This is a genomic window from Streptomyces sp. NPDC048196 (assembly GCF_040652715.1).
In the GTDB taxonomy this organism is placed as follows: domain Bacteria; phylum Actinomycetota; class Actinomycetes; order Streptomycetales; family Streptomycetaceae; genus Streptomyces; species Streptomyces siderophoricus.
Genome location: NZ_JBEZMM010000025.1, coordinates 94,312 through 115,842, shown reverse-complemented (window position 1 = coordinate 115,842; position 21,531 = coordinate 94,312). Strand labels below are relative to the sequence as shown.

Annotated in this window: 23 protein-coding genes, 1 tRNA gene and 1 riboswitch; of the genes, 8 read left to right on the top strand and 16 right to left on the bottom strand. The window is 69.9% G+C overall.

All coding sequences use genetic code 11. From position 1 onward, the window contains the following. Positions 1 to 48: 48 nt before the first annotated feature. Positions 49 to 846: an ABC-2 family transporter protein gene (locus tag AB0E02_RS23590; RefSeq protein ID WP_362142326.1), complete on the bottom strand. Its 798-nt coding sequence runs from the start codon at positions 844 to 846 to the stop codon at positions 49 to 51. Positions 847 to 1,172: 326 nt separating this feature from the next. Between AB0E02_RS23590 and AB0E02_RS23585 the strand changes: the two genes are divergently transcribed. Beyond that, positions 1,173 to 3,377 carry a transglycosylase domain-containing protein gene (locus tag AB0E02_RS23585; RefSeq protein WP_362142324.1) on the top strand — a complete coding sequence of 735 codons (2,205 nt, stop codon included), beginning with the start codon at positions 1,173 to 1,175 and terminating at the stop codon, positions 3,375 to 3,377. A 25-nt stretch (positions 3,378 to 3,402) separates the two neighbouring features. Here AB0E02_RS23585 and AB0E02_RS23580 read toward each other — a convergent pair whose 3' ends face one another. The 3 genes from AB0E02_RS23580 to AB0E02_RS23570 form a co-directional block, all read right to left on the bottom strand. Next, entirely contained in the window at positions 3,403 to 3,723 is a 321-nt protein-coding gene (locus AB0E02_RS23580; protein WP_310728378.1) for an SMR family transporter, read from the bottom strand. 33 nt (positions 3,724 to 3,756) lie between these two features. Continuing rightward, a riboswitch (guanidine-III (ykkC-III) riboswitch) is annotated at positions 3,757 to 3,824 on the bottom strand. A 79-nt stretch (positions 3,825 to 3,903) separates the two neighbouring features. Continuing rightward, positions 3,904 to 4,206 carry a co-chaperone GroES gene (locus tag AB0E02_RS23575; protein ID WP_048828920.1) on the bottom strand — a complete coding sequence of 101 codons (303 nt, stop codon included), beginning with the start codon at positions 4,204 to 4,206 and terminating at the stop codon, positions 3,904 to 3,906. A gap of 167 nt (positions 4,207 to 4,373) precedes the next feature. Then, complete coding sequence (locus AB0E02_RS23570) at positions 4,374 to 4,691, bottom strand: DUF3618 domain-containing protein (RefSeq protein WP_362142342.1); 318 nt, start codon at positions 4,689 to 4,691, stop codon at positions 4,374 to 4,376. 181 nt (positions 4,692 to 4,872) lie between these two features. Between AB0E02_RS23570 and bcp the strand changes: the two genes are divergently transcribed. Beyond that, positions 4,873 to 5,340: a thioredoxin-dependent thiol peroxidase gene (gene bcp, locus AB0E02_RS23565; RefSeq protein WP_362142322.1), complete on the top strand. Its 468-nt coding sequence runs from the start codon at positions 4,873 to 4,875 to the stop codon at positions 5,338 to 5,340. Positions 5,341 to 5,344: 4 nt separating this feature from the next. Here the strand turns inward: bcp and AB0E02_RS23560 are convergent, their stop codons facing one another. Together AB0E02_RS23560 and AB0E02_RS23555 are read right to left on the bottom strand one after the other, a co-directional pair. After that, positions 5,345 to 6,613, bottom strand: a complete 1,269-nt coding sequence (locus AB0E02_RS23560; RefSeq protein ID WP_362142320.1) for a HAMP domain-containing sensor histidine kinase — start codon at positions 6,611 to 6,613, stop codon at positions 5,345 to 5,347. Beyond that, positions 6,613 to 7,119: a hypothetical protein gene (locus tag AB0E02_RS23555; protein WP_362142318.1), complete on the bottom strand. Its 507-nt coding sequence runs from the start codon at positions 7,117 to 7,119 to the stop codon at positions 6,613 to 6,615. Before AB0E02_RS23555 ends, AB0E02_RS23560 begins: the two co-directional genes overlap by 1 nt. Positions 7,120 to 7,457: 338 nt before the next feature. Between AB0E02_RS23555 and AB0E02_RS23550 the strand changes: the two genes are divergently transcribed. The 4 genes from AB0E02_RS23550 to AB0E02_RS23535 all read left to right on the top strand — a co-directional run bounded on the left by AB0E02_RS23550 (position 7,458) and on the right by AB0E02_RS23535 (position 10,532). Beyond that, complete coding sequence (locus AB0E02_RS23550; protein WP_362142316.1) at positions 7,458 to 8,996, top strand: MFS transporter; 1,539 nt, start codon at positions 7,458 to 7,460, stop codon at positions 8,994 to 8,996. A 109-nt stretch (positions 8,997 to 9,105) separates the two neighbouring features. Continuing rightward, complete coding sequence (locus tag AB0E02_RS23545; RefSeq protein ID WP_362142314.1) at positions 9,106 to 9,753, top strand: HNH endonuclease signature motif containing protein; 648 nt, start codon at positions 9,106 to 9,108, stop codon at positions 9,751 to 9,753. After that, positions 9,750 to 10,406, top strand: coding sequence for an HNH endonuclease signature motif containing protein (locus AB0E02_RS23540; RefSeq protein ID WP_362142312.1), 657 nt, complete (start codon positions 9,750 to 9,752; stop codon positions 10,404 to 10,406). The genes AB0E02_RS23545 and AB0E02_RS23540 overlap by 4 nt, the downstream gene beginning before the upstream one ends. Before the next feature lie 42 nt (positions 10,407 to 10,448). Next, positions 10,449 to 10,532, top strand: a tRNA-Leu gene (locus AB0E02_RS23535). Positions 10,533 to 10,601: 69 nt separating this feature from the next. On the opposite strand, the gene rdgB is transcribed toward AB0E02_RS23535, so the two are convergent. The 4 genes from rdgB to AB0E02_RS23515 form a co-directional block, all read right to left on the bottom strand. Then, the gene (rdgB, locus tag AB0E02_RS23530) at positions 10,602 to 11,237 is read right to left on the bottom strand and encodes an RdgB/HAM1 family non-canonical purine NTP pyrophosphatase (RefSeq protein ID WP_362142310.1); all 636 of its coding nucleotides are present in this window, start codon (positions 11,235 to 11,237) and stop codon (positions 10,602 to 10,604) included. Positions 11,238 to 11,348: 111 nt separating this feature from the next. Further along, positions 11,349 to 11,753: a hypothetical protein gene (locus AB0E02_RS23525; RefSeq protein WP_362142309.1), complete on the bottom strand. Its 405-nt coding sequence runs from the start codon at positions 11,751 to 11,753 to the stop codon at positions 11,349 to 11,351. Positions 11,754 to 12,025: 272 nt separating this feature from the next. Then, positions 12,026 to 12,757: a ribonuclease PH gene (rph, locus tag AB0E02_RS23520; protein WP_362142307.1), complete on the bottom strand. Its 732-nt coding sequence runs from the start codon at positions 12,755 to 12,757 to the stop codon at positions 12,026 to 12,028. 124 nt (positions 12,758 to 12,881) lie between these two features. After that, positions 12,882 to 13,115 carry a PTS glucose/sucrose transporter subunit IIB gene (locus AB0E02_RS23515; protein ID WP_030414504.1) on the bottom strand — a complete coding sequence of 78 codons (234 nt, stop codon included), beginning with the start codon at positions 13,113 to 13,115 and terminating at the stop codon, positions 12,882 to 12,884. Positions 13,116 to 13,372: 257 nt separating this feature from the next. Between AB0E02_RS23515 and AB0E02_RS23510 the strand changes: the two genes are divergently transcribed. Together AB0E02_RS23510 and AB0E02_RS23505 are read left to right on the top strand one after the other, a co-directional pair. Beyond that, positions 13,373 to 14,674 carry a PTS transporter subunit EIIC gene (locus AB0E02_RS23510; protein ID WP_362142305.1) on the top strand — a complete coding sequence of 434 codons (1,302 nt, stop codon included), beginning with the start codon at positions 13,373 to 13,375 and terminating at the stop codon, positions 14,672 to 14,674. A 273-nt stretch (positions 14,675 to 14,947) separates the two neighbouring features. Beyond that, complete coding sequence (locus tag AB0E02_RS23505; RefSeq protein ID WP_362142303.1) at positions 14,948 to 16,201, top strand: PTS transporter subunit EIIC; 1,254 nt, start codon at positions 14,948 to 14,950, stop codon at positions 16,199 to 16,201. A 126-nt stretch (positions 16,202 to 16,327) separates the two neighbouring features. Here the strand turns inward: AB0E02_RS23505 and AB0E02_RS23500 are convergent, their stop codons facing one another. The 6 genes from AB0E02_RS23500 to AB0E02_RS23475 form a co-directional block, all read right to left on the bottom strand. After that, the gene (locus tag AB0E02_RS23500; protein ID WP_362142301.1) at positions 16,328 to 17,080 is read right to left on the bottom strand and encodes an MBL fold metallo-hydrolase; all 753 of its coding nucleotides are present in this window, start codon (positions 17,078 to 17,080) and stop codon (positions 16,328 to 16,330) included. A 332-nt stretch (positions 17,081 to 17,412) separates the two neighbouring features. Beyond that, the gene (locus AB0E02_RS23495) at positions 17,413 to 18,363 is read right to left on the bottom strand and encodes a cysteine synthase (RefSeq protein ID WP_362142299.1); all 951 of its coding nucleotides are present in this window, start codon (positions 18,361 to 18,363) and stop codon (positions 17,413 to 17,415) included. A 1-nt stretch (position 18,364) separates the two neighbouring features. After that, positions 18,365 to 18,643, bottom strand: coding sequence for a MoaD/ThiS family protein (locus AB0E02_RS23490; RefSeq protein WP_030414509.1), 279 nt, complete (start codon positions 18,641 to 18,643; stop codon positions 18,365 to 18,367). A gap of 147 nt (positions 18,644 to 18,790) precedes the next feature. Next, positions 18,791 to 18,964 (bottom strand): putative leader peptide, encoded by a 174-nt coding sequence (locus AB0E02_RS23485; protein ID WP_199816418.1) that lies wholly within the window; start codon positions 18,962 to 18,964, stop codon positions 18,791 to 18,793. A gap of 181 nt (positions 18,965 to 19,145) precedes the next feature. Continuing rightward, entirely contained in the window at positions 19,146 to 19,571 is a 426-nt protein-coding gene (locus AB0E02_RS23480; RefSeq protein WP_362142296.1) for a M67 family metallopeptidase, read from the bottom strand. A 112-nt stretch (positions 19,572 to 19,683) separates the two neighbouring features. Beyond that, positions 19,684 to 21,123 (bottom strand): amino acid permease, encoded by a 1,440-nt coding sequence (locus tag AB0E02_RS23475; protein WP_362142294.1) that lies wholly within the window; start codon positions 21,121 to 21,123, stop codon positions 19,684 to 19,686. Positions 21,124 to 21,531 lie beyond the last annotated feature (408 nt).

The window sequence follows — 21,531 nt, the reverse complement described above, 5'->3', positions numbered from 1 at the left end:
GCCGCGGACGTCCGCCACCCGTCCCGGGCCGCGGGCCGCCGGTCGTGGTCAGCCACCGTGCACCACCACCCTGCGGGTCGCCGCGGACTGCACCAGCCGGCCCAGCGCCAGCAGCGCCGCGCCCCACGCCGCCTGGAACACCAGCCCGCGCAGCAGCGCGCCGCCGGTGCGCACGCCGATCAGCACATCGGCCGGAACCTGCAGGATCGCCGCCCACGGCAGCAGTTGGACCACCTCCCCGAAACCGCCGGGGAAGACCCGCAGCGGCAGCAGCATCCCGGAGAAGAACAGGCAGGCCAGCCCGCTGATCAGGGACAGCCCCGAGCCGTCCAGCAGCCAGAACGACGCCAGCGCCACCAGATAGCGCAGCCCGAAGGAGACCACGATCCCCAGCAGCACCGACAGCAGGAACCAGCCCCAGGTCTGCGCGTCCCCGGGCAGCGCCAGCGGGAAGACCAGCGCGCCCACCGCCATCGGCACCACCCCGCGGCCGATCAGCTGCATCCCGGCCCGGCCCAGGTCCGCGGCCAGCCACCACAGCTGCAGGTCCGCCGGCCGGTACAGGTCCACCGCGACGTCGCCGGTGCGGATCCGCTCCTGCAGCTCCTCCAGCCCGCCGCCGCCCATCAGTGCCGCCGCCGCCAGCAGCGCCTGCGCGACCCACACGAAGGTCAGCGCCTGCGCCTGGCCGTAGCCGCCCAGATGCGGCCGCTCCGCCCACAGGGCGACGAAGGTGTACGCCACGATGAAGCCGAAGACGGTGTTGGTGAACACCCCGGCCGCCGTCGCGACCCGATAGGTGGCGTACCGCCGGAAGCTGCCGGCCGCCACCGCCACGCACCACACGCTCGCTCACCCGGCCCGTCTCGTCACCCGTTCGGATTCCGCTTCCGTCCGGGCCCCGTTCCGGTCCGGACGGCAAAGCACCGGAGCCTAAGTCGTGGGCCCGGCGGGCACCATCGAATTACCACCCGTCCGGGTGAGCCATGGGCGCCATTCGGCCGGTCCGGTGGCAGGACCGGGTGCGTGCCACCCCCGCCGAACGGGACACATGATGCGAAAGTTTCCCCACGGGCAACAGGTGCTTTTCCGGCGTACGGTGCACACCCCCCGACACGAGACCGTTCCGCCGCGGTACAACCTTCGGCGGAGGCCGAGGAGTCCATACCGACATGAGCGGACATCGCACAGTCTGGCGGCGGGCGCTGCCCAGCTGGCGCACGGTGCTCGGCACCGTGCTGGGCTTCCTGCTGCTCGTCATCGGCGCACTGATCGCCGGCTACCTGCTCGTCGACATCCCGCCCGCCAACAGCGCCGCCAAGGCCCAGAGCAACGTCTACCTCTACTCCGACGGCTCCGAACTTGCCCGCGACGGTGACGTCAACCGGCAGAACGTGACGCTCGGCCAGGTGCCCAAATCCGTCCAGCAGGCCGTGCTCGCCGCCGAGGACCGCGACTTCTACTCCGAGTCCGCCGTCGACCCGGCCGCCATGCTGCGGGCCGCCTGGAACACCCTCACCGGCAAGGGCAAGCAGTCCGGCTCCACCATCACCCAGCAGTACGTCAAGAACTACTACCTCGGCCAGGAACAGACCGTCACCCGAAAGGCCAAGGAGTTCTTCATCGCCGTCAAGCTGGACCGCCGGGTCAGCAAGGACAACATCCTGGAGGGCTACCTCAACTCCAGCTACTACGGCCGCAACGCCTACGGCATCCAGGCCGCGGCCCGGGCCTACTACGGCATCGACTCGGCCGACCTGACGACCGCCCAGGGCGCCTACCTCGCGGCGCTCCTCAACGCCCCCAGCGTCTACGACGTCGCCGCCCACCCCGCCAACACCCCGCGCGCCCTGGCCCGCTGGAACTACGTCCTGGACGGCATGGTCAAGCAGAAGTGGCTCAGCCCCGGCGCACGCGCCGCGATGCGCTTCCCGGTGCCCCGGCCCGCCCGCACCTCGCCCGGACTGACCGGCCAGCGCGGCTACCTCGTCGAAGCGGTCAAGGACTACCTCACCGACCACCACATCCTCGACGAGGACACCCTGCGCGCCGGCGGCTACCGCATCACCACCACCCTCAACCGACGGCGCCAGAACGCCCTCGTGCACGCGGTCGACACCCGCCTGATGGACCGGCTCGACGACTCCCGCACCACCGACGGCTACGTCCGCGCCGGCGGCGCCTCCATCGACGTCCGCACCGGCCGGGTCGTCGCCCTCTACGGCGGCATCGACTACGCCAAGCAGTACGTCAACAGCGCCACCCGCCGCGACTACCAGGTCGGCTCCACCTTCAAGCCGCTCGTCTTCGCCTCCGCCGTGCAGCACCACGCCACCACCCAGGACGGCGACCCCATCACCCCGAACACCGTCTACGACGGCGACAACAAGCGGATGACCGTCGACCACGGCCACGCCACCGGATTCGCGCCCGCCAACGAGGACGACCGCTCCTACGGGCCGATCACCGTCTCCGAGGCCACCGACAAGTCCGTCAACGCCGTCTACGCCCAGATGGGCATCGACGTCGGCCCGGACAAGGTCAAGGACACCGCCGTCGACCTGGGCATCCCCGCCGACGCCCCCGGCCTCGCCGCCTCCCGCGGCGCGATCGCCCTGGGCACCGCCACCCCCAGCGTCCTGGACATGACCCAGGCGTACACCACCCTCGCCCGGCACGGCGAACGCCGCCCCTACACCCTCATCAACAAGATCACCAAGGGTGACGAGGAGATCGACCTGCCCGACCGCGAGACGACCACGGCGATCCCGCGCGAGGCCGCCGACACCACCACCTCCATCCTGCGCAGCGTCGTCGACGGTGGCACCGGCACCGCCGCCCAGGCCGCCGGCCGGCCCGCCGCCGGCAAGACCGGCACCGCCGAGCAGGACAAGGCGGCCTGGTTCGCCGGCTACACCCCCGACCTCGCCACCGTCGTCGCCGTCCTCGGCCAGCACCCGGAGACCGCCGCCCAGGAGCCGCTGTACGGCGCCGCGGGCCTGGACCGGGTCAACGGCGGCGACTTCCCCGCCCAGATCTGGGCCGACTACACCGCGGCCGCCCTGCGCGGCCGCCCGGCCCGCGACTTCGACCTCCAGCTCGCGGACGGCGCCGAACCCTCGCCCTCGGTGGAACCGTCCGACAGCGAATCGCCGTCCCCCAGCGACTCCGCCCCACCCTCCCTCGAGCCGTCCGCCTCCCCGACGCGGCCCGCCCCGACCACCACCCCGCCGACCCCGCCGACCACCGGGCCGCCCTCCCCCACCTTCCCGACCCCGACCCCGCCGACGACGACCGAGCCCACCCAGGACTTCCCGACCGGGGGCCCGGACGGCGACGCGCTGAGCCGGCGGCTGCGCGCCCGCTGGGGCATGTGACGCACACCGGGAAACCCATCCGGGGTCAGTGGCCGGACGTCGCCTTCAGACCGACCACGGCCACCAGCAGCAGACAGATGAAGAAGATCCGGGCCGCCGTCGCGGGCTCACCGAGCACCACCATCCCGACCACCGCGGCACCGGCCGCCCCGATACCGACCCACACGCCGTAGGCGGTACCGATCGGCAGGGTCCGGGCCGCGTACGACAGCAGCAGCATGCTGACGACGATGCCCCCGCCGGTGAACACGCTCGGCCACAGCCGGGTGAACCCCTCGGTGAACTTCATCCCGATCGACCAGCCGACCTCCAGCAGACCGGCGACCACGAGCAGGACCCACGCCATGACGGCACCTCCGTGAACCTCAGCTTCAACAGGGGTGCGTCGTCTTGTCCTGACCCGGTACGGCGCGTCTCGTCGGGTCTTCCGAGGCTAGCAAAACGGGCAGGTCCGGACAGCGGAACGGGCGGTGACCCCGGTCACCGCCCGCATCCCGTCTCCTGCCCGGCCGCCACCGGCGGCCGGCTACAGATACAGCCCCGTCGCGTCCTCCGCGCCCTCCAGCCGCTCCGCGGCCACCGCGTGCAGATCCCGCTCGCGCATCAGCACGTACGCCACACCGCGCACCTCGACCTCGGCCCGGTCCTCCGGGTCGTACAGCACCCGGTCGCCCACCTCGACGGTCCGCACGTTCTGTCCCACGGCGACGACCTCGGCCCAGGCCAGGCGCCGGCCGACCGCCGCGGTCGCGGGAATGACGATGCCCCCGGACGAGCGGCGCTCGCCCTCGGGGATGTCCGTCCGGACCAGCACACGGTCGTGCAGCATCCGGATCGGCAGCTTGTCGTGGGTGTCCTTGGTGTTATTCGGGCTCACGCCATGACCGTACCTGGCCCGGCGCCCCGATCACGCACCGCAGCCCGCATCGGCCCGGCCACGCGGCACCCCGCGCCGCCGCTCGGTCACCGTCCGGCCCGGCCGCTCGGTCGCGCCGCTCAGTCGCGCCGCCTGGCCCGCAGCGTCAGCAGCCCCACCACGGCCACGCCGACCAGCGCCACCGGAACGATCCGCTCCAGCCGCGGCGCCCCGTCCTCCGACACCAGCTGCCCCCGCACGTCCGCGAGCGCACGGTGGGTGACCACATACGCCCGGCCCGCCGTACGGTCCACCGCCGACATCGCCTTCGCCTTCGCCTCACCCATGATCGTCTTCGGGTGCAGCCGCACACCGATCTCGTCGAGCGTGACGGCGAGCTCCTGCCGCCTGCGGACGATGTCCGCCTCGATCTGCGCCGGGGTCCTGGCCTCCGCCACCGCGCTGCCTCCGTCGTCTCGCGCCATTCGATGATGGACAGTCTGTCAGCTCACACCCGCGCGCGCCCCACAGCACCCCCGTTTCGCGCGCCCGGCACGCCCCACGCACCCCGGCTGTCGGTCCCGGTGGCTAATGTCGAAGGCGTACCGATCCCGCTGACACCGCCGTACGAGGAGAACCATGAGCGAGCGACTGCAGCCCGGCGACACCGCCCCCGCCTTCACCCTGCCCGACGCGGACGGCAAGCAGGTCTCGCTCGCCGACCACAAGGGCCGCAAGGTCATCGTCTACTTCTACCCCGCCGCCCTCACCCCCGGCTGCACCAAGCAGGCCTGCGACTTCACCGACAACCTCGACCTCCTCGCCGGCCACGGCTACGACGTCATCGGCATCTCCCCCGACAAGCCGGAAAAGCTCGCCAAGTTCCGCGAGAAGGAAGACCTCAAGGTCACCCTCCTCGGCGACCCCGACAAAACCGTCCTGGAGAACTACGGCGCCTTCGGCGAGAAGAAGCTCTACGGCAAGACCGTCACCGGCGTCATCCGCTCCACCGTCATCCTCGACGAGGACGGCAAGGTCGAACGCGCCCTCTACAACGTCAAGGCCACCGGCCACGTCGCCAAGATCATCAAGGACCTCGGCCTGTAACCCCTCACCGACCCGACACCGCCGGCCCCACCGCCGCCCGGTCCGGCAACTCCAGCACGGCCTCGGCGCCGCCCCCCGCGGCGGCGCCGAAGTCCAACCGCGCCCCCAGCACCTCCGCCTGCCCCGCCGCGATCGTCAACCCCAGACCGTGCCCGGTCCCCCGCTCCGGCGCCGCCGTACGGAACCGCCGCGGCCCCTCCGCGCACAACTCCGCCGGATAACCCGGCCCGTGATCCCGCACCACGATCCGCGACCCGGCCACCACCACCTCGATCGGCGGCTTCCCGTGCTTGGCCGCATTCGCCAGCAGGTTCACCAACACCCGCTCCACCCGCCGCCGATCCGTCTCCACGATCCGCGGCTCCCCCTCCACGGACACCGACACCTCATCCACCCCACGCTGCCGCGCCGCCCGCTCCACGATCCCCCGCACCAACGACGGCAGCTCACACGCATCAAGATCCGCCCGCTCCACCCCCGCGTCCAGCCGCGACACCTCCAGCAGATCCTCCACCAACCGCCGCATCGCCTGCGCCCGGTCCCGGACCATCTCCACCGCCCGCGGCTGCGGCAACAACTCCGCCGCCGCCACCAGACCCGCCACCGGCGTCCGCAACTCATGCGCCACATCCGCCGTGAACTCCCGCTCGGCCTCCACCCGCGCCGCCAACGACGTCGCCATGTGATGCACACTCCGGCCCAGCTCCGCCACCTCGTCCCGGCCATGGCTCGCCAACGCATCCGCATCCGGCGGCTCCCCCGCCGCGATCCGCCGCGCCGCCGCCGCACTCAGCCGCAACCGCCGCGACAACCGCTGCGCCACGAACCACGACACCACCGCCATCAACCCGACCGTGCCGCACCCCGCGATCAACAACGCCCGGTCCAACGCCAGCTGCGCCGGATCGTCATCCGGATACGCCGCCGACACCGACAACGACCGCGCCGGCCGGCCCCCACCCCCGTCACCGACCCCCGTCGCCGCCCACACCCGCGGATCCTCACCACCACTGACATACGTCCCCGAACGACTCTTGAACACCGCCTCCCGCAACGGCCCCGGCAACGTCGCATCATCCAACTGCGCACCCAGCGCCAGCGTCCCGTCCCGCTCGTAGATCTGCAGCGCAGAACTCAACCGGTCGTCCTGATACGACCGCGCCGAACGCTCCCGCTCCGCATCCGCTATGTGATGCACGGCAAACCCGAGCACCACCACAGCCAGCGCCGTCATACACGAAATGGCCAGGGCGATCCGGCCTCGAATCCCCATCACGCGAGGTTGTACATCTCCGTCGTGTCCCCGAGCGGCGTCGACCCCTCGTACGTCACCTCAAGACCCGTGAACGCCAACCCGCCGTCCACCGACTTCGGGTTGTACAGCCGGAACGTCGCCGGAAAACCCGAATCCGCCCCCACACCGGCACCGGTCTTCTCCACCTGCACCACACCCACCCCCAGCGCATCCCGCGCACCGTACTTCTTCCACGTGATCGCGGTCGCCACCATCCCCGCATCCGCACACGTCAACGTGATCACCTGCGGCTTCACCTCGGGCTCCCCGATACCGCAGTCCCGCACCCCCGGCAGCCCCCCCGACTGCTTGGCGTCCTCCTTGACGTCCTGCACCGCCGCCGTCTTCGGCGCCGCATCCACCGCCGACGCCCGGTCCGACACCTGGCTCCACCACACCCCGCCCGCAGCCAGCGCCGTCACCACGACAAAGGCCACCAGCGCGGTACGCCCCCGCACCCAGCGGGACCCTTCGCGGTCGGTCATCACGATCTCCTCCCGGGGACCACACCCCGTACCCCCACCAGCACACACGACTGCCACGCCCGACCCCGCCACTCTCCCGCCCCCGCGACACAGGCAGATTGCCCGAATACTGCAGTGACCGCGCGGCTGTGTACCAGTCCTGTAACAAGCACCGTCACACCCCTGGCGCACCCCCGATCATCCGCCCCCCACCCTGCCCCCAACGGCCCACCCACACGTGACGTACATCGCTTCGTACCGCCAGAGTGGTTTGATCCGCGCTCCACTGCGCAGGCGCACCTGTCGTATCCGTCGCACCCGCCGCGCCCCGCGCGCCGAACGACCGAGAGGACCGCCTCGTGCCGACCGGTAGCACTGAAGCCGAACGCGCTCCCGACCAGGACCGGGAAGCGCTCAAGCGCCACCGGTGGCTCTTCCGTGCCGTCGCCCGGCGAAGAAACCCCCGACTCCGCCGCACCGACATCACCGTCACCGACGAACGCGTCGTCAAGCGCGCGGTGAAGGCTGCCGCCCTCGGCAACGCCATGGAATGGTTCGACTTCGGCATCTACAGCTACCTCGCGGTCACCATCGGCAAGGTCTTCTTCCCCGGCGGCAGCGACACCACCAGCCTGCTGTCGTCCTTCGCGACCTTCGCCGTCGCCTTCCTCGTACGCCCCCTCGGCGGCGCCTACTTCGGCCCGCTCGGCGACCGCATCGGCCGCAAGAAGGTGCTCGCCCTCACCATGATCATGATGGCCCTGGGCACCTTCTGCATCGGCCTGATCCCGTCCTACGCCACCATCGGCTTCTGGTCCCCGACCCTGCTCATCCTCTTCCGCCTGATCCAGGGATTCTCCACCGGCGGCGAATACGGCGGCGCCTCCACCTTCATCGCCGAATACGCCCCCGACAAGAAGCGCGGCTTCTTCGGCAGCTTCCTCGAACTGGGCACCCTCATCGGCTACACCGGCGCCGCCGGCATCGTCCTGCTCCTGACCACCCTGCTCGGCGACGACGCGATGAACTCCTGGGCCTGGCGCCTGCCCTTCCTCATCGCCGGCCCGCTCGGCCTGGTCGGCCTCTACCTACGGGTCAAGCTCGACGAAACCCCCGCCTTCCAGAAATTCGAGGCGGCCCACACCCACAACGCCACCGGCTCCGTCGTCGAGGCCGAAGCGGAATTCTCCCACCTCTCCGAAAACGCCCCGAAGAAGAAACTGGGCGAAATCTTCGCCCAGCAGTGGCCCACCCTCATCCTCTGCATCGCACTGGTCGGCGCGTACAACATCACCGACTACATGCTGCTCTCCTACATGCCGACCTACCTGACGGACACCCTCCACTACGAGGAGTCCCACGGCCTGCTGATCCTCCTCGGCACGATGGTCGCCCTGATGTGCGTCATCTCCTCGGTCGGCAAACTCAACGACCGCTACGGCCGCAAGCCGCTCCTGATGGCCGGCATGCTCGGTTTCTTCCTCCTGGCCGTCCCGGCCTTCCTCCTGGTCAAACAGGGCACGATCCTCACCGTCTGCCTCGGCATGGCCCTCCTCGGCCTCTCCCTGGTCTGCCTCCTGGGCACCATGTCCGCCGCCCTCCCCGCCCTGTTCCCCACCCACGTCCGCTACGGCTCCCTCTCCATCGGCTACAACCTCGCGGTCTCCCTCTTCGGCGGCACCACCCCGCTCGTCATCACCGCCCTGATGGACGCCTTCGGCCAGAACGTGATGGTCCCCGCCTACTACACGATGGGCGCCGCCCTCGTCGGCGTCATCGCCGTCGCCTGCATGAAGGAAACCGCCCAGCAACCCCTCGACGGCTCCCCACCCTCGGTAGCCACCAAGGAAGAGGCCGTCGAACTCATCACGGCCCAGGTCCAGGAACCCCGCTTCTGACCGGAACCTGCTTTCCCTCTTCCTGACCCTGCGTAACCGCCCCGGCGTTCGACCGTTGTTCTGTTCGAGCGAGCACCGGGGCGGTTCCGGTGCCGGAGGGGATGGCGTCATGCCGGTAAGTCCGTACACCAGGGAGCGACTGGAGGCCGCGGCATCGTCGTCGCGGACGCTGTCGGAGGCGTTGGGGAAGTTGGGGGTGGATCCGAAGGGGGCGTCGCGGCGGTATCTCCATGACCGTATGAGGGCCATGGGGGTTGATACCTCGCACTTTGAACGGGAGGGGGTGCGTTGGACGAAGGAGGTCCTCGAAGCGGCGGTAGCCGGCTCGACGAACATGTGCGAAGTCCTGCGCCGTCTCGGGCTTGAGGTCGTCGGCGGTCACCACACGCACATCAGCCGCCGGATCAAGGCGTACGGGATCGACACCTCGCACTTCGCTTCAACGGCACGCCGTTGGCGTCCTCCGGTGCCGGTTCTGCGTAAGCAGGACCCCGCCGGCAGTCGACGGGTCGCCAGCAGCCGCCTGAAGCGGGCACTGCTGGCCGTCGGTGTGCCCGAACAGTGCGCGCTGTGCGGGACAGAGCCGCTGTGGCGTGGCCGTCCCCTGCCCCTTGAGGTGGACCATATCGACGGCGACTGGCGGGACAATCGCCAGGAAAACCTGCGGCTCCTGTGCCCCAATTGCCACTCGGCGACGGATACGTACCGAGGACGCAGGAAGGCGTCCCGCGCCGCCCGGTCGGGGAGCGACCGATGAGCGACAGCGTGCGCTACACGCGCGAGCTGTTGGCGGAGGCGGCGCCCCGGTGCACGAGTATCGACGAGGTCATCGCCTTCTGTGGCGGCCGCTCGTACCACCAGCTACGGAGGCATCTGACTCAACGCTTCGAGCGCTTCGGCATCGATGTCTCGCACTTCGAACCCGTCGCGCGGCGCGTGATCCACGTCTGCCCCTCCCGGGAGGCACTGCACGAGGCGGTGAGCGCCTCGACATCCATCGCGGCCGCCCTGCGGCACCTGGGGTGCCCCGTCAACTCACGCAGCCGCACGCTCTTCGCCCAGTGGGTCGCCGACCATTCCCTCGACACCAGTCACTTCCTGGGACAGGCGCACCAGCGGGGCAAGGCCGACTTCGACAGGTTGACCCCGACGGACATCCTGGTGAAGCACGAACGTGGACGGCGCACCCCTACCTCACTGCTGCGCCGGGCCCTGCTGGAGAGAGGGACTGCCGAACGGTGCGTGGACTGCGGCACCGGCGCATCGTGGCACGGGCGGTCGATCACCCTGGAGATCGATCACATCAACGGTGACCGTTACGACGACCGTGCCGAGAACCTGCGGTTGCTGTGCCCTAACTGCCATGCCGTGACGGATACTTGGTGCAGAGGCGGGCGACGGCTGCGGTAGCCCTCAGCGAGCTGCACGCCAACCAGTACTATGGCTGTGCGAGCGGCCGTGCTGGAACTGGTGAGACAGGCTGGTCTTAGAAACCAGTGCCTTCGAGGCGTGAGGGTTCGAGTCCCTCCGGCCGCACAGGCTCACGGCCTGCGAATCGAAGGTTTCGGTTCGCAGGCCGTTTCTGTGCGCGCGGGTCCCCGGGCCTCAGCCCAACAACTCCCGCACCACCGGAACCAACGCCCGGAACGCCTTTCCCCGGTGGCTGATGGCGTTCTTCTCGTCGGGGGTCAGTTCGGCGCAGGTGCGGGTCTCGCCGAGGGGCTGGAGGATCGGGTCGTAGCCGAAGCCGCCGGTGCCGGTGGGGGTGTGGCGGAGGGTGCCTTCGAGCTTGCCCTCGACGACACGTTCGGTGCCGTCGGGGAGGGCGAGGGCCGCGGCGCAGGCGAAGTGGGCGGCGCGGTGTTCCTCGGCGATGTCGCCGAGTTGGGCGAGGAGCAGGTCGAGGTTGGCCCGGTCGTCGCCGTGCTTGCCGGACCAGCGGGCGGAGAAGATGCCCGGGGCGCCGCCGAGGACGTCGACGCAGAGGCCGGAGTCGTCGGCGACGGCCGGGTGGCCGGTGGCCCGGGCCAGGGCGTGTGCCTTGAGGAGGGCGTTCTCGGCGAACGTGACGCCGGTTTCCTTGACGTCGGGGACGTCGGGATAGGCGTCGGCGCCGACGAGTTCGACGTCGAGGCCGGCCGCGTCCAGGATGGCGTGGAGTTCGCGGATCTTGCCGGCGTTGCGGGTGGCGAGGATCAGGCGGCGGTGGGTCGCGGGGCGTCCGCCGGTTTCTGGCTGCATGGGAGCGATTATCCCGGCCGTGGTACCAGGAGATCCCTCAGGGCAGGACGCCATCGCCGTGAGCCGGCCGGCTCCCCGGCCCCCGGCCCGCCCTCGTGCCGACGGTTCCGGTCAGCCCGGGGTGCAGATCTTGGTCATCCGGCTGGTGCCGTCGACGATCGGCTGGATGTCGGGGGCCTTGTTGTTCTCGATGTCCTTGCGGGCGTTCTTGATGCCGGCGTTGGTCTTGTCGATGGCCTTGGACAGTTCGGGGTCGTTGGCCTCGTTGCTGAGCTTGCGCAGGTTGCTGTCGATGTTGTCGAGGGCCTGCTGGGTCTTCTGCGGGTCCGTGAGGGCGTTGTCCGCGGCCTGCTGGAGCTTGTCGACGGCGTTGACGACGGAGGTGGCGGTCTTGGCGCAGTCCACGGCCTTCTGGACGGCTCCGCAGGCGGTGAGGAAGGGGACGGTGAGGGTGGCGGCGGCTAACGCGGCGAGGGCGAGGGGGGTGGGTCGGCGGTGGAGGGGGCTGGGGGCCATGGGGTGCGTTTCCTTCCTCGGCGGGGCATGGAGCCGGGGCGGGTGTCCCGGGTCATGTGCAGGCAAAGGAGGAAACGCGGGGCGGGGGGTCTTTGGTTGCCCGGGGGTCCGGCGGCGGCATGATCCGGCCGCCGGACCGCGGGACATTGGCGTGATCCAAGTGATCCGTGTGGTCCACGTGATCCGCGTGGTCCGCGTGGTCCGCGTGGTCCGCGCCATTGACTGATCCGGGCGCGGGGCGACGGCAGGGGCCGCCCCGCCGCCCCTCGGCGTCAGAGTGTGCCGGCCAGTGCCGTCCGCTGGATCGTGTCGAGGTCGGTGCAGCCGCTGACCGCGAGGTCGAGGAGGGCGTTGAGTTCGTCGCGGGCGAAGGGGGCGGCCTCGGCGGTGCCCTGGACCTCGACGAAGCGGCCGTCGCCGGTGCAGACGACGTTCATGTCGGTCTCGGCGCGGACGTCTTCCTCGTAGCAGAGGTCGAGGAGCGGGGTGCCGTCGACGATGCCGACGCTGACCGCGGAGACGGTGCCGGTGAGCGGCTTGCGGCCGTGCTTGACGAGCTTCTTGTGCTGGGCCCAGGTGACGGCGTCGGCCAGTGCCACGTAGGCGCCGGTGATCGCTGCCGTGCGGGTTCCGCCGTCGGCCTGGAGGACGTCGCAGTCGAGGACGATGGTGTTCTCGCCGAGGGCCTTGTAGTCGATGACGGCGCGCAGGGAGCGGCCGATGAGGCGGCTGATTTCGTGGGTGCGGCCGCCGATCTTGCCTCGGACGGATTCCCGGTCGCCGCGGGTGTTGGTGGAGCGGGGCAGCATCGAGTATTCGGCGGTGACCCAGCCCTCGCCGGTGCCCTTGCGCCAGCGGGGGACGCCTTCGGTGACGGAGGCGGTGCAGAAGACTTTGGTGTCGCCGAAGGCGATGAGGACGGAGCCTTCGGCGTGCTTGCTCCAGCCGCGTTCGATGGTGACGGGGCGGAGCTGTTCGGGGGTGCGGCCGTCGATGCGAGACATGGCGTAGACCCTATCGGGGAATGGTGAAGGCCCCGTTCCGGGCGGTGGGCGTCCGGGGGCGGGGCCTTGCGAGGGTGAGCGGGGCGCGGCCTGGGGGGTGGGCCGGCCCGGCGGGCTCAGGTCCTCACATCATGTCTTCGATTTCGGCGGCGATGGGGTCGGCGTCGGTGCCGATGACGACCTGGATCGCGTTGCCCATCTTGACGACGCCGTGGGCGCCGGCGGCTTTGAGTGCGGCCTCGTCGACGAGGGAGGCGTCGGAGACCTCGGTGCGGAGGCGGGTGATGCAGCCTTCGACCTCTTCGATGTTGTCGAGTCCGCCGAGGCCGGCGACGATCTTCTCAGCCTTGCTGGCCATGTCCACTCCTGCTTGTCTCGGCCGCCGGCGGTGCCGCCGTGCGGTTTTCACACCGTAACGCACGTTCAGCCCAACTATGTGGGCGTTTGTCCGCTGTCTGACGAAGGATGGCGATCACCGGGTGGGCGATCACCGGGACGGTGATCACGTGACGGCGGGCGCGCGTTCGGCGACCGCCGCCAAGTGGTCTACACCACCAGTATGCGGTACGCAGCGGGCCGGCCGTCGACGGGGCGGCTGCCGGGAGGACGGCGCGGATGAGTGCGGACGCAGCGGCGGCGGAGCCGAGGAGGAACCGGGCGTCGGACCTCTTCCAGGGGCTGCAGAAGATGGGGCGGAGTCTGCAGCTGCCGATTGCGGTCCTGCCCGCGGCGGGGATCCTCAACCGCCTCGGGCAGCCGGACGTGTTCGGTGCGAAGGGGCTGGGCTGGGACGCGGTCTCCAAGGTCATGATGGGCGCGGGCAGTGCCCTCCTCGACGGTGCCCTGGGGCTGCCCCTTCTCTTCTGCGTGGGCGTGGCCATCGGCATGGCGAAGAAGTCCGACGGCTCCACCGCGCTTGCCGCCCTCGCCGGTTTCCTCGTCTACTACGGCGTCCTGCGGCAGTTCCCCAAGCTTTGCGCCGGCGGCGCGAAGCCCGTGCCAGGGGTCGGCTGTGTGGCTCCGGACGCGACGGCCACGGCGTTCACGTACCAGAATCCCGGTGTGTTCGGCGGCATCGTCATCGGGCTGCTCGCCGCCTTCTTCTGGGCCCGCTACCACCGCACCAGGCTCGTCGACTGGCTCGGTTTCTTCAACGGGCGCCGGCTGGTCCCGATCATCATGGCGTTCGTGGCGATCGCCTTCGCCGCGCTGTGTCTGTGGGTCTGGCCGCCCATCGGGGACGCGCTGGAGAGCTTCAGCCGGTGGCTCAGTGACCTCGGTTCCTGGGGGGCCGGTGTCTTCGGGGTGGCGAACAGGGCGCTGCTGGTGATCGGGCTGCACCAGTTCCTCAACGTGCCCATCTGGTTCCAGTTCGGCAGTTACACCAAGCCGGACGGCACGGTGGTGCACGGCGACATCAATATGTTCCTGGCGGGCGACCCGAACGCCGGTCAGTTCACCTCGGGCTTCTTCCCGATCATGATGTTCGCGCTCCCGGCGGCCGCGCTGGCGATCACGCACTGCGCCAAGCCGCACCGTCGCAAGGAGGTCGGCGGGCTGATGCTCTCGGTGGCGCTGACCTCGTTCGTGACCGGCATCACCGAGCCGATCGAGTACTCGTTCCTTTTCATCGCTCCCCTGCTGTACGCGGCCCATGCGCTGCTCACCGGTGCTTCCATGGCGGTGACCTGGGCGCTGGGGGTGCACGACGGGTTCAGCTTCTCGGCCGGTCTGATCGACTACGTCATCAACTGGGGGCTGGCGACGAAGCCCTGGTTGATCATTCCGATCGGCCTGTGCTTCGCCGCCGTCTATTACTTCCTCTTCCGTTTGGTGATCACGACGTTCGACCTCCGGACGCCGGGGCGCGAACCGGACGAGGTGGGGGAAGCGATGGAGCGGGAGAACGTGAAGTAGGGGCGGGCACGTCCGGGGGCGGAGGGCGCCCGGAGCGCCTTGTGGAGGGCCTCCGGAAGGCGCCCACAGGGGCTTCGGTATGCCCCGGTAGGCCGGTGAGCAGGGCGTTTCGGGGGCCGGTCGCCCTGTGGTCCACACCACTTGGAAGAATGGATTCCTTTATGCCCGGACTACATGCTAAGAATGGTCTAAACCACCGGTGGTGTAGACCAAGGTGTAGACCAACCAGCGGGCCTCCCCCCTGCACATGCCCGCTTCACCAGGAGGAATCCGATGAGTTCGGCCACCGCCGCGAAGGCGGCCCCCGCGAAGAAGCGGGGCTCCGGCCTGTTCCAGGGCCTGCAGAAGATCGGCCGCAGCCTCCAGCTGCCGATCGCCGTACTGCCCGCCGCGGGCATCCTCAACCGCCTCGGCCAGCCGGACGTCTTCGGTGCGAAGGGCCTGGGCTGGGTCGACGTCAGCAAGGTCTTCGCCGCGGCCGGTGGCGCGGTCTTCGACAACCTGCCGCTGCTGTTCTGCATAGGCGTGGCCATCGGCTTCGCGAAGAAGTCCGACGGCTCCACGGCACTCGCCGCCCTGGTCGGCTTCCTGGTCTACAGCAACGTCCTCAAGGCGTTCCCGGTCACCGAGGGCCACATCGAGAAGGGCAAGTGGGTCGAGCCGGTCGTCAACAACCCCGGCGTCCTCGGCGGCATCGTCATGGGACTGCTCGCCGCGGTCCTCTGGCAGCGCTACCACCGCAAGAAGCTGAAGGAATGGCTGGGCTTCTTCAACGGCCGCCGGCTCGTCCCGATCATCATGGCGTTCGTCGGCACCGCCGTCGGCGTGCTGTTCCTCCTCATCTGGGAGCCGGTCGGCAGCGCCATCTCCAGCTTCGGCGAGTGGATGACCGGGCTCGGCGCGGCCGGCTCCGGCCTGTTCGGCCTGATCAACCGGGCGCTGCTGCCGATCGGCATGCACCAGTTCGTCAACACCGTCTCGTGGTTCCAGCTCGGTGACTTCACCGACGCCGCGGGCAAGGTCGCGCACGGCGACATCGGCCGCTTCTTCGCCGGCGACCCGTCCGCCGGCCAGTTCATGTCCGGCTTCTTCCCGATCATGATGTTCGGCCTGCCGGCCGCCGCCCTGGCCATCGCACACGCCGCCCGCCCCGAGCGCCGCAAGGCCGTGCTGGGCATGATGATCTCGCTGGCGCTGACCTCGTTCGTCTGCGGCATCACCGAGCCGATCGAGTTCTCGTTCATGTTCATCGCCCCGGTGCTGTACGCGATCCACGCGGTGCTGACCGCCGTCTCGATGGCGCTGACCTGGGCACTGGGCGTGCACGACGGCTTCACCTTCTCGGCCGGCGCCATCGACTACGCGATGAACTGGTCCCTCGCCACCAAGCCCTGGATGATCATCCCGATCGGTCTGGCCTTCGCGGTGGTCTACTACGTGCTGTTCCGGTTCGCGATCAGCAAGTTCAACCTGACCACCCCGGGCCGGGAGCCCGAGGAGGAGATCGAGGACCTGACGAAGGCGTAGGCCGCCGCGCCCACGGCGTCGGGCCACCACACGGGCGTCACACCGCCACACGGCACAGGGCCCCGGAACCGCAGCTGGTTCCGGGGCCCCGTCGTGTTGTTGTGGCGTGCCGCCCGTGCCGCCCGCTCAGATCTCGTAGACCGCGCCCGCCCGGGCGACCTCGACCGGCCCGTCGTAGACCTTCTGCGCGTCGCGGACGCTGATCTCCGGGTCGGTCCACGGCGGGATGTGGGTGAGCACCAGCCGGCCGACGCCCGCGCGCCGGGCGTGCTCGCCGGCCTCCCGCCCGTTCAGGTGCAGGTCCGGGATGTCTTCCTTGCCGTAGGTGAACGACGCCTCGCACAGGAAGAGGTCACTGCCCGCCGCCAGGGCGTCCAGCGCCTCGCAGGGCCCGGTGTCGCCGGAGTACGTCAGCGACCGGCCGTTGTGCTCGATGCGGAAGCCGAACGCCTCCACCGGGTGGCTGACCCGCTCGGTGCGGATGGTGAACGGCCCGACGGTGAACGTGCCGGGCGTCAGCGTGCGGAAGTCGAAGACCTCGCTCATCGCGCCGTCGTGCGGTACGTCGGCGTGCGCCACGGTGAGCCGCTGCTCGGTGCCGGCCGGCCCGTAGACCGGCATCGGGTCGCAGCGGCCGCCGTCCGGGCGGTAGTAGCGCACCACGAAATAGCCGCACAGGTCGATGCAGTGATCGGCGTGCAGATGCGACAGGATCACGGCATCCAGGTCGTACAGGCCGGAGTGGCGCTGCAGCTCGCCCAGGGCGCCGTTGCCCATGTCGAGGAGCAGCCTGAAGCCGTCGGCCTCCAGGAGGTAGCTCGAACAGGCCGATTCCGTGGAAGGGAACGACCCCGAGCAACCGACGACAGTGAGCTTCATACGGGGGTGAACCTCCGTGGGCGGGGGCGGCGGCCGGCGGTCCGTGCGGGTACTCCCGGCGGGGCCTTTGCCGGGTGCTGCCGGGTCTTGGGCGTTCTGTGCGGTGCCCCCGAGCGTAAGGCGCAAAAGGTCCGGTGGCTCCTCCGGCGGGGCGAGCTGTGGGCGGAATCACCAGTCCGGGCTGACGGCCCGCACGGCCGTGCGACGCCCGCCGCGAGGGCCCGTTGCCGGGCCTGCGACGCCCGCCGGGAGTGCCCCGTCGCCGGGCCGTACGACGCCCGCTGCCCGGGCCGCCCCGGCCCCCGCCGGCGCGGCCCGGTGCCGGGGTCCCGCTACGCCCAGAGCTGCCCGTGCAGCGTGGCGATCGCCGCCTCGGTGGACTCGGCGGTGTAGACGCCGGTCGAGAGGTACTTCCAGCCGCCGTCGGCGACGACGAAGACGATGTCCGCGCTCTGCCCGGCCTTGACCGCCTTCCGGCCCACGCCGATCGCGGCGTGCAGTGCCGCGCCGGTCGAGATGCCGGCGAAGATCCCTTCCTCGGCGAGGAGTTCGCGGGTGCGGCGGACCGCGTCCTCGGAGCCGACCGAGAAGCGGGTGGTGAGCACCGACTCGTCGTACAGCTCGGGGATGAAGCCCTCGTCGAGGTTGCGCAGGCCGTAGACCACGTCGTCGTAGCGCGGTTCGGCGGCCACGATCTGGACGCCGGGGACCTGCTCGCGCAGATAGCGGCCGACGCCCATCAGGGTGCCGGTGGTGCCCAGGCCGGCCACGAAGTGGGTGACCGAGGGCAGGTCGGCGAGGATCTCGGGGCCGGTGGTGGCGTAGTGCGCACCGGCGTTGTCGGGATTGCCGTACTGGTAGAGCATCACCCAGTCCGGGTGCTCGGCGGCCAGCTCCTTGGCGACCCGGACGGCCGTGTTGGAGCCGCCGGCCGCGGGCGAGGAGATGATCTCGGCGCCCCACATGGCGAGCAGCTCGCGCCGCTCGGAAGAGGTGTTCTCCGGCATGACGCACACCATGCGGTAGCCCTTGAGCTTGGCCGCCATGGCGAGCGAGATGCCGGTGTTGCCGCTGGTGGGCTCCAGGATCGTGCAGCCGGGGGTGAGCCGGCCGTCCTTCTCGGCCTGCTCGATCATGTGCAGCGCCGGGCGGTCCTTGACCGAGCCCGTGGGGTTGCGGTCCTCCAGCTTCGCCCAGATACGGACGTCCTCGGAGGGCGAGAGGCGCGGGAGGCGGACGAGAGGGGTGTTCCCGACCGCCGCCAGCGGGGAGTCGTACCGCACGTCAGACCATTCCGCCGGCCACGGCCGGCAGGATCGTCACGCTGTCGCCGTCGGCCAGCTTGGTGGAGATGCCTTCCAGGAAGCGCACGTCCTCGTCGTTGAGGTAGACGTTCACGAAGCGGCGCAGCTGCTCGCCCTCGACGAGGCGCTCGCGGATGCCCGCGTGCCGGCTGTCGAGGTCGGCGAACAGGTCGGCGAGGGTCTCGCCGGTGCCCTCGACGGCCTTCTGGCCGTCGGTGTAGGTGCGCAGGATGGTCGGAATTCGGACCTCGATGGCCATGGGAGTGCTCCTGTGGGAGTGGGTGCGGTGGCGGGTGCGGTGCGTCCCGTTGCACGGCGGCGGGTTGCCGGGTGGGCGGCGGGTGACGCGGGAAGTGCGAAGTGGCGGGGTGCCGGCGGCGGGCGCCGCGGGCCCGGGCGGGCCGGGTCAGCCGGCGGCGCAGCGCGGACAGATGGCGCTGGACAGGCGGCACAGATCGACGTGCAGCCGTGCGGCTCCGCAGCCGAACGCGCCCAGCAGGGCAGATGCGGAGCGACGCGTGGCGAGCGGAGCGAGCAGCAGCATGCCCGGCCTCTTCTCGCTCACGTCGTGGTCAACCATGCGGGCATCGTATCGATTCCCGGTCCGGGTATTGGAACCATGTCCCATCATGCGGACGGTTGGTGTACGCCAGTTGGGACGCGATCTTCCCGGGCCGCCGCACGGCCCGGTGCGCGCCCACCGACCCGGCACCCGCACCGGCTCGAAAGTACCGGGTCAGGGGTACTCCGCAGCGCCAGAATCAGGAGTACTCCGCCACGATCTCGACGTCTTCCTCGGTGACCGTGCCGTCGACGATCCGGAACGAGCGGAACTGGAAGGGCCCGGCGTCGTCGGTGTCGGCGGTGGAGACCAGCACGTAGTGGGCGCCGGGCTCGTTGGCGTAGGAGATGTCGGTGCGCGAGGGGTAGGCCTCGGTGGCGGTGTGCGAGTGGTAGATGATCACCGGCTCCTCGTCCCGGTCGTCCATCTCGCGGTAGAGCTTGAGCAGGTCCGAGGAGTCGAACTCGTAGAACGTGGGCGAGCGGGCGGCGTTCAGCATCGGGATGAACCGCTCGGGGCGGCCGCTGCCGGCCGGGCCCGCGACCACGCCGCAGGCCTCGTCGGGGTGGTCCTGGCGGGCGTGCTCGACGATCTGGTCGTGCAGGGCCTTGGTGAGGGTCAGCATGGCGCCAAGAATAGACACGCGGGCCGGTGCGTACCGAAGAGTGGTACGCACCGGCCCGCATGCTGGACAGCCGGTCCTTTGGGACCGCCGGCGGCGCCGGACGGCCGGTCGATCAGCCCTGGTCCGCCGGGGCGTTGGCGGCCTCGGCGGCGTTCTTGCGCTGGATGCACAGGTAGCCGACGCCCATGATGAGCGCCCACACGGGAGCCGCGTAGAGCGAGATCCGGGCGTCCGGGTCGACACCCATCATCACGATCACCATGGCGATGAAGGCCAGCGCGAACACCGAGGTGTACGGGCTGCCGGGGGCCTTGAACTCGGACTGCGGGAGCTCACCGCGGTTCGCCTTGGCCCGGTAGCGCAGCTGCGAGAGCAGGATGACGATCCAGGCCCACATGCCGGAGATGGTGGCGAAGGAGACGACGTAGTTGAACGCCTCGCCGGGCCACTGGTAGTTGATCCAGACGCCGGCCAGCATCATCGCGACGGAGACGCCGGTGCCCCAGGTGGGCAGGCCGTTCTTGCTGAGCTTGGTGAAGAACTTCGGGCCCTGGCCGTTGAGCGCCAGGTCGCGCAGCATCCGGCCGGTGGAGTACATGCCGGAGTTGGCCGAGGAGAGCGCGGCGGTCAGCACGACGAAGTTGACGATGCCGGCGCCGGCGGGCAGGCCGATCTGCTGGAAGGCGGCGACGAACGGGCTCACGCCCGGCTTGAAGACCGTCCAGCTGACCACGGACAGGATGATGATCAGCGCACCGATGTAGAACAGGCCGATCCGCCACGGCACGGTGTTGATCGCCTTGGGCAGGACCTTCTTCGGGTTCGTCGCCTCACCGGCGGTGACGCCGACGAGTTCGACGGCCAGGAAGGCGAACATCACGATCTGGAGCGTCATCAGCGTGCCGCCGATGCCCTTGGGGAAGAACCCGCCGTGCGACCAGAGCAGGGTGAACGAGGCGGTGTCACCGGCGTCGGAGAAGCCGAGGGTGATCACGCCGATGCCGATCAGGATCATGCCGATGATCGCGGTGACCTTGACCATCGAGAACCAGAATTCGAGCTCACCGAAGAGCTTCACCGAGATCAGGTTGATGCCGAAGAGCGCGACGGTGAAGACCAGCGCCGACACCCATTGCGGTATGCCCTTGTTCCAGTATTGGACATAGGTGGCCGCGGCGGTGACTTCCGTAATTCCGGTGACGACCCAGAAGAGCCAGTACGTCCAGCCGGTCACAAAGCCGATGAACGGACCCAGGAATTCGCGGCCGTATTCCGAGAAGGACCCGGAAACGGGCCGGTACATGAGCAGCTCGCCCAGGGCCCGCATGATGAAGAAGATGACCAGACCGACGATGGCGTAGGCGAGGATGATGCTCGGCCCGGCCATCGAAATGGCCTTGCCCGCTCCGAGGAACAGGCCCGTGCCGATGGCGCCACCAATGGCGATCATCTGGATCTGCCGGTTGCCCAGACCTCGCTGATAGCCCTCTTCGGGGGCCTTTTCAGCTGCCTCGTTGCCGTCGTGCTGCTTGTCGACCTGCACAGAGGTCATGAGTGGTGCGCCTTTCTCCATACCGACCCGGTCTGTCCGGATCGGGTCCCGATCCCCCCGGATGGAGTCCTGCACGCCGACGGTCGGCCGGCTCAGCGCTCCCGCGGCGACAAGGGTGGCGTCACGCGCGGCAGGTCGTGAACATTTATCACGGCGTTAACTTGATCGCCTAGGGATGAGATACGTCACACGCCCGGCAAATACGGACAAGAGGGGTGAATGGCAGCGCACTACCCGGCTGGGTGTGACGCGATCGTTATCCGGATTTGAGCCTCCGCTGAGCGAACACCCAGCCTCCGGCACACCGGGACACGTCGGGCGATATGCCCGACTCCCTCCCCTTCGGTCGGCCTTTCACCCGCCGCCGGCGCCCCGACTCGCGGCCGAAACCGCCCCTACCCACCCCTG

Coding starts and splice junctions, on each gene's coding strand:
- AB0E02_RS23505 (WP_362142303.1), top strand. CDS start 14,948: ATGAGTTCGGCCACCGCCGCGAAGGCGGCCCCCGCGAAGAAGCGGGGC.
- AB0E02_RS23475 (WP_362142294.1), bottom strand. CDS start 21,123: ATGACCTCTGTGCAGGTCGACAAGCAGCACGACGGCAACGAGGCAGCT.
- AB0E02_RS23555 (WP_362142318.1), bottom strand. CDS start 7,119: ATGACCGACCGCGAAGGGTCCCGCTGGGTGCGGGGGCGTACCGCGCTG.
- AB0E02_RS23560 (WP_362142320.1), bottom strand. CDS start 6,613: ATGGGGATTCGAGGCCGGATCGCCCTGGCCATTTCGTGTATGACGGCG.
- AB0E02_RS23540 (WP_362142312.1), top strand. CDS start 9,750: ATGAGCGACAGCGTGCGCTACACGCGCGAGCTGTTGGCGGAGGCGGCG.
- rdgB (WP_362142310.1), bottom strand. CDS start 11,237: ATGCAGCCAGAAACCGGCGGACGCCCCGCGACCCACCGCCGCCTGATC.
- AB0E02_RS23490 (WP_030414509.1), bottom strand. CDS start 18,643: ATGGCCATCGAGGTCCGAATTCCGACCATCCTGCGCACCTACACCGAC.
- AB0E02_RS23575 (WP_048828920.1), bottom strand. CDS start 4,206: ATGCTGCACGACCGTGTGCTGGTCCGGACGGACATCCCCGAGGGCGAG.
- AB0E02_RS23485 (WP_199816418.1), bottom strand. CDS start 18,964: ATGGTTGACCACGACGTGAGCGAGAAGAGGCCGGGCATGCTGCTGCTC.
- AB0E02_RS23585 (WP_362142324.1), top strand. CDS start 1,173: ATGAGCGGACATCGCACAGTCTGGCGGCGGGCGCTGCCCAGCTGGCGC.
- AB0E02_RS23510 (WP_362142305.1), top strand. CDS start 13,373: ATGAGTGCGGACGCAGCGGCGGCGGAGCCGAGGAGGAACCGGGCGTCG.
- AB0E02_RS23480 (WP_362142296.1), bottom strand. CDS start 19,571: ATGCTGACCCTCACCAAGGCCCTGCACGACCAGATCGTCGAGCACGCC.
- AB0E02_RS23545 (WP_362142314.1), top strand. CDS start 9,106: ATGCCGGTAAGTCCGTACACCAGGGAGCGACTGGAGGCCGCGGCATCG.
- AB0E02_RS23515 (WP_030414504.1), bottom strand. CDS start 13,115: ATGGCCAGCAAGGCTGAGAAGATCGTCGCCGGCCTCGGCGGACTCGAC.
- bcp (WP_362142322.1), top strand. CDS start 4,873: ATGAGCGAGCGACTGCAGCCCGGCGACACCGCCCCCGCCTTCACCCTG.
- AB0E02_RS23525 (WP_362142309.1), bottom strand. CDS start 11,753: ATGGCCCCCAGCCCCCTCCACCGCCGACCCACCCCCCTCGCCCTCGCC.
- AB0E02_RS23500 (WP_362142301.1), bottom strand. CDS start 17,080: ATGAAGCTCACTGTCGTCGGTTGCTCGGGGTCGTTCCCTTCCACGGAA.
- rph (WP_362142307.1), bottom strand. CDS start 12,757: ATGTCTCGCATCGACGGCCGCACCCCCGAACAGCTCCGCCCCGTCACC.
- AB0E02_RS23580 (WP_310728378.1), bottom strand. CDS start 3,723: ATGGCGTGGGTCCTGCTCGTGGTCGCCGGTCTGCTGGAGGTCGGCTGG.